Raw genomic sequence first — 14,682 nt, 5'->3', positions numbered from 1 at the left:
CATGTTGTAAAAAAAGAATAATATATTTTTAGGAAGGAATCTATATGAAAAAAGGTGTGAAAAAATGGTAAAAAGAAGTATATAATGAGCAAGTGGGAAATGTTACGTGAAGAAAGGATGTGAATGTTAGTAGGGGAAGGTCCATACTAACAAACATGAAAATTAAAATATTAATAGCGGATGATAATTCTTTTATTAGAGAAGGCATGAAAATTATTTTAAATACATATGAAGAGTTCGAAGTAGTAGATACTGTGAATGATGGGAAAGAAGCGGTGGAATATTGCAAAAAGAACGACGTTGATATCGCTCTTTTAGATGTCCGCATGCCAAATATGAACGGGGTAGAGGCAACGAAATTTATTTGTGAAGAAACGGAAACGAAACCACTAATTTTAACGACGTTCGATGATGATGAATATATTTTGGACGCAGTGAAGAACGGAGCGAAAGGTTATTTATTAAAAAATAATGATCCAGAGCGTATTCGTGATGCAATAAAAGGAGTATATAACGGTCAAACTGTTATGCAAGATGTAGTGCTTGATAAAATTAAGAGCAATTTAATGGAGAGCAAAGAGGACGAATGTAAAATAGATACAAGTCTTTTTACAGAAAGAGAACTTAGTATTATCGCATTAATTGCGAAAGGCTTCTCGAATAAAGAAATTTCAAAGCAACTTTTCATATCAGAAGGAACGATTGCAAATTATATTACATCAGTTTTAGGGAAAACTGGACTTGAACATCGCACACAAATTGCGATTTATTATTTAACAGGGAAAGTAGATTAAAGATATGGAATTTTGGTTAATTGTAAGTAAATTAATTGTCTTTATATATATTGTGTTTAGCTACATTTATTTAAATGTCGCGAACTTACCATGGATTATACTTACTTTGCTTTTATATCTTTCTGTAAATGTGCTGATTTCTATATTTAAAAAAGATACGTACAAAAACATATTATCTAGTGTTTCAATTGGCATAGTTATGTTATTGACATGGAAGGTTCATCCGTTTTTTATTTTATTTTTACCATTGAACGTATATGAAATTATATTTCATTATATAGAGAAGAAATGGCAGCTCTTTATCATTATGATGATTCCTATTATCTTTACAGAAGAAAGTATTCGAATGACATATGGATTAATTGTTGCATTTTCTTTTATCGTATTAACTATGGCAGAACGGTATATATCGCGCGTATTAAAGCTTGAATCACAAAATGATAAGATGCGAAAAGATATGCAGCGGCTGACGAAAAGCTTAAATGAAAATAAAGAGTACATAAAGCAATCAGAGTACACATTTAAGTTAGAAGAGAGAAATCGGTTGTCACAAGAAATTCATGATAAAATTGGCCACTCGATGACAGGGGCGCTAATTCAAATGGAAGCAGCAAAGAGATTAATGGGGATAGATAAAGAAAAATCTGCCGAGTTATTACAAAATGCAATTCATATATCGAAAGATGGAATTGAAAGTATTCGAGTTACATTAAAAAATATGAAGCCACCAACGGAGCAAATTGGCATTCATCGTATGAAATTATTCATAGAGGAATTTGCCGGTAAGCATGATATAAATATCCCTTTCGTATATAAAGGGAATTTAGATATGATCTCACCGATTCAGTGGAAGATTATCGGTGAAAATGTTACGGAGGCACTAACGAACGCGATGAAATATGCTGATGCGACAGTCATTTCAATCGATATTCATGTACTTAACAAGATGGTGAAAGTACAAGTGAAGGATAACGGAAAAGGTGCAGCTCTCGTTAAGAAAGGTCTCGGGATTATGGGGATGGAGGAGCGAACAGCATCAGTAAACGGAAAAATTATTGTAGATGGAACAAGTGGCTTTTCAGTAACGATGCTGTTGCCGATATAAGAAAATGGGACGAAGATGAATCATCTCATATGAAAAAAGTGAATAATCTCATGTGAAAAGAATGAACTTCTGCACTGAGCAGGTTCATTTTTTTTGTTTATAATGAATAGCAGAGAAACCGAAATAGGGGTGAAATGATGAATACATTAGAAATTAAAAATTTAACGAAAAAATTTGGTGATTTCATCGCGGTAGATAATATGTCTTTATCTATTAAAGAAGGAGAGATATTTGGCTTTTTAGGATCAAATGGTGCTGGTAAGAGTACAACGATAAATGTGATTGCTGGGTTGTTAAGAAGTAATGAAGGTGAAATTAGCATATTAGGAAAAAATATAAAGAAACATAATCGATTTGCGAAGATGAATATCGGTATCGTTCCGCAAGATATTGCGATTTATGAAGAGTTAACTGCCTATGAAAATGTGAAATTCTTTGCTGGACTGTACGGGTTAAGAGGAGCTGAACTAAAAGCGAGAGTAGAGGAAGCACTTCAATTTGTGGGACTTAGTGATAAACATAAAAGTTACCCGAAAAACTTTTCAGGCGGGATGAAACGAAGACTGAATATTGCTTGTGCGATTGCTCATAGACCGAAGTTAATTATTATGGATGAGCCGACAGTTGGAATTGATCCACAGTCAAGAAACTATATTCTCCAGTCGGTTCGAAAATTAAATGAAATGGGCAGCACTATTATTTACACGAGCCACTATATGGAAGAAGTAGAAGAGATTTGTACGAAAATAGCAATTGTAGATCACGGTAAAGTGATTGCAGAAGGAACGAAAGAACAGTTAAAAGCGATTATTACTGATACGAAAGACATTTGGGTTGAAGTGAAGTCAGTAGAAAATTTAGATGTAGAAAAGTTAAAAGAGATAAACGGTGTGAAAGCTGTTCAAGTTGAAGAGAACGTAATCAAGGTAAACTCGGATGCAGGAGTAAATAATTTAAATAAAATTATTCAGCATTTCATTAATCATGACATTGAAATTCGTTCATTAGAGGAGCAGGCCCCGAACTTAGAAACAGTATTCCTTACGTTGACTGGAAGAAACTTACGAGATAAATAAAAGGTAAATGAAGAAAAGGTAAAGGGAGGTTCATCAATTGAACATCTTCAATATTGCAGTTATGCATATAAAAAGAGATTTCAGAGACGTAAGAACTTTAGTTTTTATGTTAGCATTTCCGATTGTACTAATGCTTGTGTTAGGAACAGCGTTAACGAATGCATTTGATAGCGATAGTCAAGCGATTAAAGATATACAAGTGCTCTACAAAGATGAAGCGAGTAGCACATTTTCTCAAACGTTCGAAGCATTTACGAAAGAAGTCGATAAATCGGGTATTCATTTTAAAAAAGCTTCAGGCAGTATAGATGGGAAAGAAGAAGTGAAGCAAAATAAATATGCTGCTTATGTAGAATTAAATAAAGATGGTGCGAAATTTTATGGAAGTGACAAAAGTAGTATTGAGGGAAGTATTGTGGAAGGCATGCTTACAACATTTATTGATAAGTACAATGTAGCGGCCGAAGTTGCAAAAGTTGATCCTAGTAAGGTGAGCGCGGTTATTTCAAGCGGAAATCATAATGATTATATAAAAGAAACATCTTTACAAGCTGCGAAAAAGCCAGGTTCTATGGATTACTATGCGGTTGTAATGACGACGATGATTGCACTATATGCTGCGATGGGAGCGAGTTCTTTAATTCGTGGAGAACGAATACGTAAAACAGGAGATCGCCTCATTGCTGCGCCTATAAGTAAGGCTGAAATATTCATTGGAAAAGTACTTGGTAGCCTAGTAGCAAATGCTCTTTGCGTATTACTTGTCATGTTATTTAGTAAATTTGTCTTTCAAGCGAATTGGGGCGAACATCTTGGAATCATATTTATTATTTTATTAACACAAATCTTTCTAGCAATTAGCTTCGGTTTAGGGATTGGATATATTACGAAAACAGCTGAATCATCGAGAGCGATTATTCTTGTAGTTGTGCAATTAGCCTCTATTTTTGGTGGTGCATATTTCGTAATAGAAGAAAATTTCGTTACGAATTTATCACCATTAACGTGGGCAAACACAGCTATTATGAAAATTATTTATGCAAATGATGTAGGAGCAGCGCTGCCAGTAATATGTTTAAATCTTGGCATTTCGGCACTCTTTTTATTAATTGCAATTATTGCATTACGTAGACGGGAGGGGCTATAGTATGAAAGATATTTTATGGCTCATACAAAAAACGTTATCTGTACTTTTGAAAAATAAAAAAGGGTTATTCATTATTATTAGTTTGCCGATAATTGGAACATTAATCTCCTTCTCAATGTATGGGAATGTCGGGCAAGGGACGTTAAATATCGGGGTTATAAATAAAGAAAATCAATCTATAGCAAATGATACGGTGAAATTTTTAGAAGGATTAAATCATGTAAAGGTAAGTAAAATTAAAGAATCTGAAGTAGAAGATAAACTCACTTCCAAAAAACTTGATGGAGTTATTACATTAGATTCTGGTTTTTCAAAAAGTGTTCGAGAAGGGAAACCAAATCATATTGAAATTTCATCGATTAAAGGTGATCAAGTAACAGGATTTATAAAATCATATTTATACAATTATATTGATAATGTAGCAGCTATTAGTAAAGTAGCAGGAACTGATCAAAGTGCATTTGATAGTATGTACGCAGGATATCAAAAAGGTTCATTTAAAATGAAAACTGAGACGCTAGAAGATACTTCGAAAAATAAAGATATGACAAACCAAACGATGGGTTATCTTATTATGTTTATGCTATTTTCAGCAGCGAACTTATCAGGTTATATTTTAAAAGAAAAAGAAAATAGAACGTATTTTAGACTCTTATCAACGCCGATAGATGGGAAGAAATTCATATTATCTAATGTCGGGGTAAATATGATGATATTAACAGTACAAATTCTGATTACAATCCTATTCCTAACGAATGTTTTTCATACGAATATCAATATGCCTTTCATAGTGATGCTTGGCGTACTCATGCTATTTGCTTTAATAGCGATTGGAATATCGTTAGTGCTTGTCGCTTTTTCGAAAAACTCAGCATCGGCAAACGCACTGCAAAATATGATCATTGTACCGACATGTTTACTCGCTGGATGCTATTTTCCGTATGATATTATGCCGAAAGCAGTGCAAAAAGTAGCTGATTTTCTTCCGCAAAGATGGCTATTAGATACGGTATCAAAACTACAACAAGGAATTCCGATTTCAGATTTGTATTTAAATATATTAATCTTATTCGCCTTTGCGATAGCATTCTTCTTAATTGCTATTTATAAATTTGGAAGAAATAATGATGCGAGAAACTTTGTTTAATATGAAAAGGGTGTGACGTTAAGTCGCATCCTTTTTTTGTATGGAGCATGAAATCTAAATTTGAATGACAAAATAGAAGAGTGGAAAGAAAATGAGCGGAAGGAAATCAAAATGATTAAAAAAATATTGCGAGTTACTTCTATTATTATTGCTATTGTTGTTTTTATTTTAATTTGGATGCATATCGATGTTACTTTAGGTAGGAAAATGGAAGCCGGGAAAAACATGCCGACAGAGTATGCACCTCATTATAGTGATTTTCAATTATTTGTAGAAGGAAAGTCATTTTATAAACAGTTATTTACTGATATAAGAGAGGCGAAGCAATCTATTTACACGTACTTTTTTATTTTGTCGGATGATAAAAGTAGCCATACTTTTTTAAACTTATTAAAAGAGAAGGCAAAAGAAGGAGTAAACGTCTATTTATCCGTTGATCGCATTAATGATTTATCATTTGAAAGAAAGATGATAAGTGAATTGCGGGAAAGTGGTGTACATTTTACATATAGTAGAAAACCTGAATTGCCATTCGGATTTTATTCACTTCACCATCGTAATCATCGCCGTATTACGACGATTGATGGGGAGATTGGGTATACAGGTGGTTTTAATATGGGGAATGAGTACTTAGGTAAAGATAAGCGATTTGGATATTGGCGTGATTATCATGTGCGGCTTAGAGGAGAAGGGGCAAAAGATTTAGAAGAGCAATTCGCTTTAGATTGGAAACGAGATACGAAAGAAAATATAAAAAGAAGTACGAATAAAGCTAGTAAGGGCAACACATTACATACGATGACTAGCTACAATGGACATTACGTCGCTGAAAAGTATATCGAATTAATAAAACAAGCGAAGCATTCAATCGTAATTACAACACCTTATTTTATAGCGAAAAATAAAGAATTTATGAATGCTTTAATTGAAGCGCAAAAACGTGGTGTTACAGTGAAAATACTTTGGTCATATAAACCAGATATTCCTCTCATTAAAGAGGCAGCGTATCCTTATATTCGTCAAGCTGTTAATAATGGAATTAAAGTATATGGTTATAAAAAAGGAATGTTTCATGGGAAGTTAATGCTGATTGATAATGAACTAACTGTTATCGGTACAACGAACATGACTGCACGTAGCTTTTATATGAATGATGAGATGAATTTGTATATTCACGGTGGGACTATCGTATCAGAAGTGAATGAGGCATTAACAAAAGATTTTCGTGATTCGAAAGAGATGACGAAACAATTTTTTGAGAAGTTATCGTTTTGGGAGCGTTGTAAGGAGAAAGTGGCAGGATTAGTGGATTTTTATTTATAAAGGTTAATGAAAAAGGATGTCTTTTATAGACACCCTTTTTTAATGAGAGATAATTAGTTTTCATGCACAAGCAATGAAGCATCATCATTAATCAATGTCCCCACATGCTCCCCTAAGCAAATTCTTTTCATTACACCAGGCTCATCAAAGTTAAAGACGTGTGCTGGTAAATTGTAATCACGAGCAAGTAATAAAGCGGCTTGATCCATGACTTGAATGTTTTGCCTAACAACATCGTTATAGTTTAGTTTTCTGTACATTTTTGCTGATTTATTATGTTTTGGATCACTAGTAAAGACGCCATCTACTCCTTGTTTTGCGACTAATATTGCGTCACTATTCATTTCAATGGCTCTTTGAACACTTGGATAATCTGTCGTAACGAACGGCTGCCCGTTACCGCCGCCAAAAATGACAACATAACCGTTATCTAAATGATGTACTGCTCTGAGGCGAATATAAGGCTCTGCTACTGCATTAAACGGGATGGAAGTCATAACGCGTACTTCTTTATTTGTTTTACTTGTTAAGACGCCGCGAAGCATTAAGCTGTTAATGATTGTACCTAACGTACCGATATTATCAGCTTCTACTCGATCAATGCCCCATTCTTCAGCTAGATGACCTCTGAAAATGTTACCGCCGCCGATGACAATGGATACTTCGATACCTAAGTCAATAATGGATATAATTTCGTTTGCGATATGTTCTAATCTTTTGGAGTTAAAGCTATTTCCGGATTGATCAGCAAGTGCGCCGCCGCTTAATTTAATTAAGACTCTTTTATATGGCTTCATAACAATTCCCCCTATATAGATCGCAATAAAAAAGGAACAAAGGCAAATGCCTTTGTTCCTTTTTAAGAAAATGAAAAAGAAAAGAAGAAGATAGGACGAATTTTTGTACATAATTTTTCATACCATCCACTCCTTTTCATTTCGATTTATTGTAAGTGTATATCTTTTTGATTATACGAAACAATCTGATTACTTATCAAGTATATTGTATCTCTTTTTAATAAAAAGGTGTCAATGAAAAAGAAAAGAAAAATTTTCGAATTTTTTGTGACGAACTTGTAGGTTTTTGTATGATTTTGTAGGTTCGCTTATAAGATGTGTGAGTAGCTTTTATAAATTCAAATTGAAAGCGTTCGCATGAAGGGGATGAACATAAATGAAAAAATTCGGATTGGCAACACAAATTTTTGTCGCGCTTGTTTTAGGGATTGTAGTAGGGGCAGTCTTTTATGGCAATAAAACGGCGATTTCTTATATCACACCAATTGGGGATATATTTATTCACTTAATTAAAATGATTGTAGTACCGATTGTTATTTCAGCATTAATTGTTGCAGTAGCTGGTGTAGGAGATATGAAGAAGCTTGGGAAACTGGGTGGTAAGACAATTCTTTATTTCGAAATTATTACGACGATTGCTATTTTAATGGGATTACTTGCGGCGAATATATTCCAACCAGGTACTGGCGTTGATATGAGTAATTTACAGCAAAGTGATATTTCTTCTTATAAACAAACGGCAGATGCTACAGAGAAGAAAGGATTCGCTGAGACGATTGTTCATATTGTACCGAAAAACGTATTTGAATCGATTTCACAAGGTGACTTATTACCGATTATTTTCTTCTCCGTATTATTCGGTTTAGGAGTTGCGGCAATTGGGGAAAAAGGGAAGCCTGTCTTTAACTTCTTTGAAGGTGTACTCGAAGCGATGTTTTGGGTTACAAATCAAGTTATGAAATTTGCACCATTTGGTGTATTCGCATTAATTGCGGTTACGGTTGCAAAATTTGGTGTAGCAACACTACTTCCTTTAGGAAAACTAGTGCTAGCTGTATACGTAACTGTTATACTATTCGTTGTGATTGTATTAGGTATTAATGCACGAATGGTTGGCGTAAACATTTTTACATTAATGAAAATTTTAAAAGAAGAACTCATTCTTTCATTTACGACAGCAAGTTCAGAAGCTGTTTTACCTAATATAATGAGAAAAATGGAAGAATTCGGTTGTCCAAAGGCAGTTGCCTCTTTCGTAATTCCGACAGGTTATACATTTAACTTGACTGGATCGGCTATTTATCAAGCGTTAGCGGCATTGTTTGTTGCACAAATGTATGGTGTGCACATGTCACTGACAGAGCAAATAACGTTATTATTCGTTCTCATGTTAACATCCAAGGGTATGGCGGGAGTTCCAGGTGCATCGTTCGTTGTTGTATTAGCAACGTTAGGTTCAATGGGGTTACCACTAGAAGGTATCGCGTTAATTGCGGGAATTGACCGCATTTTAGATATGATTCGCTCATCTGTCAATGTATTAGGAAATGCATTAGCGGCCATTGTTATGTCGAAGTGGGAAGGCGAATTCGATGATGAGAAAGCAAAACAATATGTAGAAACAGTCAAAGAAACAAAAGCAGCATAAGAAATCGTTAAGGAGTGAATAATCATGGCAACATTAACTGAAGTTAAAAATGGTGTTCGAATTGAAAAAGATTTTTTAGGTGAAAAAGAAGTACCGAATTATGCATACTACGGCGTACAAACAATGCGTGCAGTTGAAAACTTCCCAATTACAGGATATAAAATCCATGAAGGTTTAATTAGAGCGTTCGCAATTGTAAAAAAAGCTGCAGCGCTTGCTAATACAGATGTAGGAAGATTGGAATTGAGCAAGGGCGGCGCGATCGCAGAAGCTGCTCAAGAAATTCTTGATGGAAAATGGCATGATCATTTCATCGTAGATCCAATCCAAGGCGGAGCAGGTACTTCAATGAATATGAACGCAAATGAAGTCATGGCCAATCGTGCTCTTGAATTATTAGGAATGGAAAAGGGAGACTATCATTATATTAGTCCAAATAGTCATGTAAACATGGCGCAATCAACAAACGATGCATTCCCAACGGCGATTCATATCGCAACATTAAACGCATTAGAAGGTTTATTACAAACGATGGGGTATATGCATGATGTATTTGAATTAAAAGCAGAGCAGTTCGATCATGTTATTAAAATGGGTCGTACACATTTACAAGACGCTGTGCCAATTCGTCTTGGACAAGAATTTAAAGCGTATTCCCGCGTACTTGAACGTGATATGAAACGTATCAAGCAATCACGTCAACATCTATATGAAGTAAATATGGGAGCAACTGCAGTTGGTACAGGCTTAAATGCAGATCCAGAATATATTGAAGCAGTTGTAAAACATTTAGCTGCAATCAGTGAATTACCACTTGTTGGTGCAGAAGACTTAGTAGATGCAACGCAAAATACGGATGCATACACAGAAGTATCAGCAGCACTTAAAGTATGTATGATGAATATGTCTAAAATTGCGAATGACCTTCGTCTAATGGCATCAGGTCCGCGTGTTGGTTTAGCAGAAATTATGTTACCAGCTCGTCAACCAGGTTCTTCTATTATGCCAGGGAAAGTAAACCCTGTTATGCCAGAAGTAATTAATCAAATTGCGTTCCAAGTAATTGGTAACGACCATACAATTTGCCTTGCTTCAGAAGCAGGACAATTAGAATTAAACGTTATGGAACCAGTACTTGTTTTCAACTTACTTCAATCTATTAGCATTATGAATAACGGTTTCCGTGCCTTTACAGATAATTGCTTAAAAGGAATTGAAGCGAATGAAGATCGCTTAAAAGAGTATGTTGAGAAGAGTGTAGGAATTATTACAGCCGTGAACCCTCATATCGGTTATGAAGCAGCAGCTCGCGTTGCGAAAGAAGCAATTGCAACAGGTCAATCCGTTCGAGAACTTTGTGTGAAAAACGGTGTACTGTCACAAGAAGACTTAGAGTTAATTCTAGATCCATTCGAAATGACACACCCAGGGATTGCAGGAGCAACTCTTTTAAAGAAAAATTAAAAGAAGAGGGGGGACAATCCCCTCTTTTTTGTTTACAATATAGAAATGCTATATATGAATAGAGGTAGGGATGTTATGAGTAAGTTTACAGTAGCTTCTAATGGTTCATTAGAAACGACATTAAGAGGAGTAGAAGTATTATCAACACCACTTTTAAATAAAGGGGTCGCTTTCACGCAAGAAGAGAGAGAAGAATTAGGTTTAAAAGGGTTATTACCGCCAGCGGTTTTAACATTAGAAGAACAAGCACGCCGAGCGTATGAACAATTTTGTTCTCAGCCGGACGATTTATTAAAGAATGTATACTTAACAGCGTTACATGATCGAAACGAAGTGTTATTTTATCGTATATTAACAAATCATTTACGTGAAATGTTACCAATCGTATATACACCAACTGTTGGTGTAGCGATTCAAAGATATAGTCATGAATATCGTAAACCGCGTGGTGTGTATTTATCAATTAACGATCCGTCGGGTATTGAAGAAGCATTTGCGAATATCGGTGCAACAGCTGAAAACATTGATTTAGTCGTTGTAACAGATGGAGAAGGCATACTTGGAATTGGTGACTGGGGTGTTGGTGGTATAAACATCGCAATCGGGAAATTAGCTGTTTATACGGCCGCAGTTGGTATCGATCCTAGCCGTGTATTACCGGTAATTTTAGATGTGGGTACAAATCGTGAGGAACTATTAAACAATCCATTTTATATTGGAAATCGTCACCCTCGTATAACTGGTGAAGCTTACGATGAATTTATTGATACATTTGTACAAGCAGTGAATAAACAATTCCCGAAAGCACTTTTACATTGGGAAGACTTTAGCTCTCGAAATGCACGAAAAATTTTAGATAAATATCGTCATGATATTTGTACATTTAATGATGATATTCAAGGTACAGGTGCAGTTTCACTTGCTGCTGTGTTATCGGCAGTGAAAGTTTCGGGTGTACCTTTAAGTGAACACCGCGTTGTTGTGTTTGGTGCTGGTACGGCTGGAATCGGTATCGCAGATCAAGTTAGAGATGCAATGGTCCGCGTTGGCGTATCAGAAGAAGAATCATATAAGCGTTTCTGGTGTATTGATCGTAACGGGTTAGTTACAGATAATATGGAAGATCTTCTTGATTTCCAAATTCCATATGCAAGAAAAGAAGCGGAAGTAAGTGAGTGGAAACAAAATGATGTGATCGGACTTGCTGAAGTTGTGAAGCATGTAAAACCGACAATTTTAATCGGTACATCAACTGTTGCAGGAGCATTCAAAGAAGAGATTATTAAAGAAATGGCTTCTCACGTAGAAAGACCAATTATTTTACCGATGTCGAATCCGACGCCACTTGCTGAAGCAAAACCAGCTGATTTAATCGAGTGGACAGAAGGAAGAGCATTAGTTGCAACAGGAAGTCCATTTGAACCAGTTACATACAACGGTGTAACGTATGTGATTGGACAATCAAATAACGCACTTATTTTCCCAGGTCTTGGTCTTGGAACAATTGTTGTACGTGCAAGCGTCATGACGGATGGAATGTTCGCAGCAGCTGCTGAAGCAGTTGCAAGCATGGTAGACACAAGTCAGCCAGGAGCACCTATTTTGCCAGAGGTTGAAGAGTTACGTAATATCTCGGAAATGGTTGCAATTGAAGTAGCGAAAGTTGCCGTTGCAGAAGGTGTTGTTAGAGAGAACTTAAGTGATAACGATATTAAGATTGCAGTGAAAGAAGCAATCTGGGAACCAGAGTATCGCCAAATAAAAGCGGTAGAAAAGGTTAGAATATAGAAATAAAGCCCGTTTATAAAAATAAGCGGGCTTTCACTTTTATTACCGAAAAAAGTATAGGAAGTGGCACCTTTGAATTGGAATCAATTATGGAAGAAAGATATATCCCTTTTAATTATATTAATGGTTGTTGTTCCGATTGCTGGAGAGCTTAATTTTCATCCTTTTAACGATACGTTTCGCGTTAGCTTTGGGACACCGCTTTTCTTCTTTTTATTATTATTTTTAAGAAGAATACCAGCAGCGGCTGCAGGTATTCTTGTCGGTATATGTGTCGTTTTATTCCGTGTATGCCTTGATTGGATCATGCAAGGTTCATTTCATATGACAGAATCATTTTATTTGCGCTATCCTGTGTTCTTTTATTATTTTATTTATGGAAGTCTTTTTTCACTTTGTAGGGTGAATAAGTTTCATCAGAAACCAATCGTTATTGGGTGCCTTGGAATTACAATTGAAATTATCGCAAGTATGTCAGAACTTGCGATTTATCATATGGTAGTACTCGGTACAACAATAACAGTTTCTGAAGTGAATAAATTAATTATTATTGCTATTTTTCGTAGTTTCTTTGCACTTGGCTTTTTAAATATGATGATTTTATATGAAACGAAATTAAAAGAGTCACAAGTCCGAAAAGAAAATGAAAAAATGTTCATGCACCTTTCAAATTTATATGTAGAATCTGTTCACTTGAAAAAAACGTTACAAAATGCAGAATTGATTACACAAGAAGCATATCAACTATATCGAAATTTACAGACAGACGATGATTCCAGTAGTAAAACAGCATTGAAAATAGCAGGAGAAGTGCACGAAATAAAAAAGGATAATCAAAGGATTTTTGCAGGATTATCTAAACTGTTATTAGATAAAAATGTGACTGAGTATGTAGAAGGACATGAGCTTACAGAAATGATCGTAAGAATAAATGAGAAATATGCTGAAATGCTAGGGAAAGATATACGTTTTTCAAAACATATAGAAGGTGAACACGCTGCATATCACGTGTATACAGTGCTATCAATCTTTAATAACTTAGTTGCCAATGCAGTGGAAGCAATTGAAGATAGAGGTCTCATTCGTATTAAGTTATATAAACGAGAGCAACATGTAATCTTTGAAGTAATTGACGATGGCCCTGGTATTGCACAAAAGTATAAGAAATTAGTATTTAAGCCAGGGTTTACTTCCAAGTATGATCAAACAGGAACACCGTCAACAGGTATTGGACTTTCTTACATACACGAAATGGTAACAGAGCTCGGCGGAGAAGTAAGGTTAGAAGACAATGAAACTGAAAAAGGGTGTAAGTTTATCGTTTGTTTACCGGAGTGCAGTTTAAAGCGGGAAGGGGAATAGGTTTGTTTTATTATATTGTAGATGATGATGAAGTTTTCCGTTCAATGCTTTCGCAAATTATTGAGGATGGCGATCTTGGGGAAGTAATTGGAGAATCGGAAGATGGAGCGTTTATTGAAGCAGAACAGCTAAATTATAAAAAAGTAGATATTTTATTTATTGATTTACTAATGCCGATGAGAGACGGCATTGAAACAGTTCGTCATATAGCGTCTTCATTTACTGGGAAAATTATTATGATTTCCCAAGTTGAATCGAAACAGCTCATTGGTGAGGCGTATACACTTGGTGTGGAATATTATATTACAAAACCACTAAATAAAATAGAAGTAGTATCTGTTGTACGAAAAGTGATGGAGCGTATTCGTTTGGAACGTTCTATACATGACATTCAAAAATCATTAAATAATGTGTTTCAGTGGGAAAAGCCGCCAATGCGTAGTGAAACAGTACAAGAAGGAAAAAAGATATCAGATTCAGGACGCTTCTTACTAGCAGAGCTTGGTATTGCGGGAGAGAACGGAAGTAAAGATTTACTTAGTATGCTGGAATATTTATACGGACAAGAAAAGGCGCAAACATTTGAATTTGGCTTTCCTGCGTTAAAAGATATTTTTCACTATATTACGATAAAAAAATTAGGGGATGAAGCTTTACATACGGATATTGATAAAGAGAAAAAAGCATCTGAACAAAGAGTCCGCAGAGCAATTTATCAATCATTGAATCATTTAGCCTCCCTCGGACTAACAGACTTTTCAAATCCAAAATTTGAAAGCTATGCTCCGAAATTTTTTGATTTCACTGTAGTTAGAAAACGGATGACAGAAATGACAAAGGATGAAGTAGCAACTTCTGGCCATATACGAATTAATACGAAAAAATTTATTCAAGTGTTATATTTTGAGGCGAAACGGTTGATGGAGATAGAGTGAAGAAGGTGCTTATAAATAAGCATCTTTTTTTGTTCAATCAATATTTTATATTTTCTCGTAGAGCATGTAAAATGTTAAGTAAGAGAAAATGGTTTT

The 14,682-nt window shown here is 35.2% G+C and carries 12 protein-coding genes; 11 read left to right on the top strand and 1 reads right to left on the bottom strand.

What is annotated here, in order from left to right; genetic code table 11:
- Window positions 1–155 precede the first annotated feature (155 nt).
- The 6 genes from CER22_RS10295 to cls all read left to right on the top strand — a co-directional run bounded on the left by CER22_RS10295 (window position 156) and on the right by cls (window position 6,592).
- Window positions 156–794 carry a response regulator transcription factor gene (locus CER22_RS10295; protein ID WP_000694104.1) on the top strand — a complete coding sequence of 213 codons (639 nt, stop codon included), beginning with the start codon at window positions 156–158 and terminating at the stop codon, window positions 792–794.
- A gap of 4 nt (window positions 795–798) precedes the next feature.
- Complete coding sequence (locus CER22_RS10290) at window positions 799–1,899, top strand: sensor histidine kinase (protein WP_088062957.1); 1,101 nt, start codon at window positions 799–801, stop codon at window positions 1,897–1,899.
- Between the two features lie 137 nt (window positions 1,900–2,036).
- Entirely contained in the window at window positions 2,037–2,975 is a 939-nt protein-coding gene (locus CER22_RS10285) for an ABC transporter ATP-binding protein (protein WP_088608718.1), read from the top strand.
- Between the two features lie 37 nt (window positions 2,976–3,012).
- A complete protein-coding gene (locus tag CER22_RS10280; RefSeq protein WP_088062958.1) occupies window positions 3,013–4,122 on the top strand; it encodes an ABC transporter permease in 1,110 nt (369 codons plus the stop codon).
- 1 nt (window position 4,123) lies between these two features.
- The gene (locus CER22_RS10275) at window positions 4,124–5,269 is read left to right on the top strand and encodes an ABC transporter permease (RefSeq protein WP_088062959.1); all 1,146 of its coding nucleotides are present in this window, start codon (window positions 4,124–4,126) and stop codon (window positions 5,267–5,269) included.
- A gap of 111 nt (window positions 5,270–5,380) precedes the next feature.
- Entirely contained in the window at window positions 5,381–6,592 is a 1,212-nt protein-coding gene (gene cls / locus CER22_RS10270; RefSeq protein WP_142293462.1) for a cardiolipin synthase, read from the top strand.
- A 53-nt stretch (window positions 6,593–6,645) separates the two neighbouring features.
- On the opposite strand, the gene pyrH is transcribed toward cls, so the two are convergent.
- Window positions 6,646–7,389 (bottom strand): UMP kinase, encoded by a 744-nt coding sequence (pyrH, locus tag CER22_RS10265; protein WP_048543321.1) that lies wholly within the window; start codon window positions 7,387–7,389, stop codon window positions 6,646–6,648.
- A gap of 376 nt (window positions 7,390–7,765) precedes the next feature.
- On the opposite strand from pyrH, the gene CER22_RS10260 reads away from it, so the two are divergent.
- The 5 genes from CER22_RS10260 to CER22_RS10240 all read left to right on the top strand — a co-directional run bounded on the left by CER22_RS10260 (window position 7,766) and on the right by CER22_RS10240 (window position 14,586).
- On the top strand, window positions 7,766–9,037 hold the full coding sequence (locus tag CER22_RS10260) for a cation:dicarboxylate symporter family transporter (RefSeq protein ID WP_048543320.1): 1,272 nt from the start codon (window positions 7,766–7,768) through the stop codon (window positions 9,035–9,037).
- Window positions 9,038–9,061: 24 nt separating this feature from the next.
- Window positions 9,062–10,501 (top strand): aspartate ammonia-lyase, encoded by a 1,440-nt coding sequence (gene aspA, locus CER22_RS10255; RefSeq protein WP_048543319.1) that lies wholly within the window; start codon window positions 9,062–9,064, stop codon window positions 10,499–10,501.
- Between the two features lie 75 nt (window positions 10,502–10,576).
- The gene (gene malS / locus CER22_RS10250) at window positions 10,577–12,289 is read left to right on the top strand and encodes an oxaloacetate-decarboxylating malate dehydrogenase (protein ID WP_142293461.1); all 1,713 of its coding nucleotides are present in this window, start codon (window positions 10,577–10,579) and stop codon (window positions 12,287–12,289) included.
- Between the two features lie 63 nt (window positions 12,290–12,352).
- A complete protein-coding gene (locus CER22_RS10245) occupies window positions 12,353–13,651 on the top strand; it encodes a sensor histidine kinase (RefSeq protein ID WP_079998372.1) in 1,299 nt (432 codons plus the stop codon).
- 2 nt (window positions 13,652–13,653) lie between these two features.
- The gene (locus CER22_RS10240; protein WP_048543316.1) at window positions 13,654–14,586 is read left to right on the top strand and encodes a response regulator; all 933 of its coding nucleotides are present in this window, start codon (window positions 13,654–13,656) and stop codon (window positions 14,584–14,586) included.
- Window positions 14,587–14,682: the final 96 nt, after the last annotated feature.

The organism is Bacillus sp. K2I17 (assembly GCF_002209985.1).
In the GTDB taxonomy this organism is placed as follows: Bacteria; Bacillota; Bacilli; order Bacillales; family Bacillaceae_G; genus Bacillus_A; species Bacillus_A wiedmannii.
Note: the sequence above shows the minus strand (reverse complement) of the source record. Positions and strands in the feature narration are given on the sequence as shown.